Origin of the sequence: Streptomyces sp. NPDC001549, from assembly GCF_042894025.1 — a bacterium.
GTDB classification, from domain to species: Bacteria; Actinomycetota; Actinomycetes; order Streptomycetales; family Streptomycetaceae; genus Streptomyces; species Streptomyces kutzneri.
Genome location: NZ_JBIAVJ010000080.1, coordinates 1 through 1,743 on the forward strand (window position 1 = coordinate 1; position 1,743 = coordinate 1,743).

2 protein-coding genes are annotated in these 1,743 nt (G+C 70.9%); one reads left to right on the plus strand and one right to left on the minus strand.

Going from position 1 to position 1,743, the window contains the following annotated elements:
• Positions 1-356 precede the first annotated feature (356 nt).
• Positions 357-665, minus strand: a complete 309-nt coding sequence (locus ACFY04_RS43665; RefSeq protein ID WP_389126637.1) for a hypothetical protein — start codon at positions 663-665, stop codon at positions 357-359.
• Positions 666-825: 160 nt separating this feature from the next.
• Between ACFY04_RS43665 and ACFY04_RS43670 the strand changes: the two genes are divergently transcribed.
• On the plus strand, positions 826-1,341 hold the full coding sequence (locus tag ACFY04_RS43670) for a hypothetical protein (protein WP_389126638.1): 516 nt from the start codon (positions 826-828) through the stop codon (positions 1,339-1,341).
• The last annotated feature ends 402 nt before the right edge of the window (positions 1,342-1,743 follow it).

Here is a 1,743-nt window from a genome sequence, read left to right on the forward strand (position 1 = left end):
CTTCATCAGACAAGCGGACTTCAACAGCACGAGGACCCGGGGGCATAAAAACAGGCTACAGACTTAGCCCTGAGATTTCCGGCGCATCACACTAGCCGAGCCAGCCGTCGGCGCGCTTCTCCCGCCCAGGGGTGGGCGGCGCTGATCAATTGATCGCAACCCGCAGGCCGGCATCGGTTCCCGATTGGCCGCTGATCGACTCCCGATCGGCACGGGCAACCGATCAGAAGCCGATCAGCAGCCAATCAAGGGCCGATCAGCAGCCGATCGATCGGCACGGCCCCGGCCGCCGTGGTGGCGACACCTGACACTGACATCGCCGTACGCCCGACGCAGATCCTGGAGCACGGAGCACGTCAGGCGTCAGAACCTGGGCCGACACGGACATCGCGGTCAGGGCCTGCCCGCACCGGTATAGATCCCGGCTCTTCAACGACCCGGCGCGCCACCGGTTGCGGGCCGGCCCCCGCGACCGGTGCCGGCGGTTGGAGGCCGAGCTGGACCGCCGCCAGGACGACCGCCTCCACCACCGACAGTCCGTCCCCGCCGTCGCGGCCGGCCTCCGCGTGCAACCGGCCCGCCCGCGCCTCCAAGCGCCGCGCCAACTCGTCCTGGACATCGGTGAGGTTCCGGCAGCCGCGCCGCCGCCCCGCGTAGTGATCCATGCCGGCCACCATAGGAAGTCCACCACCCTCGTACGCACACGTCACGCACGCGTGTCGGGACCCCGCCATCCCCGCGGCCCGACTCCCCCGGAACACCCTGTTGCGGCGGTGCGCTCCGGGTAGCCTCCGGGCACAGTGTGCTGAGCTTGGGGGGTGGGCGTTGAGATTCAACACCGAGATCGATTCGTACAAGGACGCGATCCGTACCGTGCGGACGGCCTACGGGATGCCGCAGCTCGAGCCGGGGGGTCGGCCGGAGGTGCTGCCGGAGGACGTGGTGTGGAAGCCGCCCAGCCGGTACGACTACCAGGCCTGGACGGAGGAGATGCTGCGGTCCTGGGTGAAGTCGCTGCACACGGTGGAGGAGCTGGACGTGGTGTGGCGGGTGTGCGCGAATCCGGGTCCGCCCGGGGTCCGGGGGCAGATCCTCGCGGAGTACGTCTACCCGGAGCTGCCCGGCAAGCCGGCCCTCACGGCTCTGGGTGTCGTCAGCCGGCGGATGAACACGGCCGCCCACGAGCTGTGGGCCCATGGAATGCCCTTCGTGATCGACGAGGTCAAGCGCACCCGGATCGTCGACCGGTCGGTGGCCGCGATCCTGCTCGACGCCCTCGCCGAACACCCCTTGTGGCCCCGACTGCGCCACCACAACAACCCTCCCGCACTCGGCTCCTGAGCCCAGCCGTCTCCTGCCGGGCAAGCCGTCCTCGAAAGGGCGGCTTGCCCGGACTCCCCGGGCCGCACGGCTACCCGCGACGCCTGAACAGACCCCGGGCCCTCGATGTCTGCGCTTCGGCCGCCGTGCCAGCCGCAACGTCATCGGCCTGGCGCCGCGCCACCCGCTCGGCCTCCGCACGAGCGACGGACTCCTGCGCGCACGCCCCGCACAGGTCGTCCCACGCAACTGGTGCGCGGCCTGCTCGGGCAGTTGGCCGACTGGCAGCAGCCGATCGGCGAGCTGGGCCGCGCGCTCACCACGGCAACTGAAGGCCGACCGCTACCCGGCTGGTCCACCGACGCCGGCCGCACCGAGGACATCGGGTGGCGCCAGGCCCGCACCACGCTGCTCGAGGCCGTC

Bases quoted from the DNA above. Each gene is read 5' to 3' on its own strand.
- ACFY04_RS43665 (WP_389126637.1), bottom strand. From the start codon at position 665: ATGGATCACTACGCGGGGCGGCGGCGCGGCTGCCGGAACCTCACCGAT.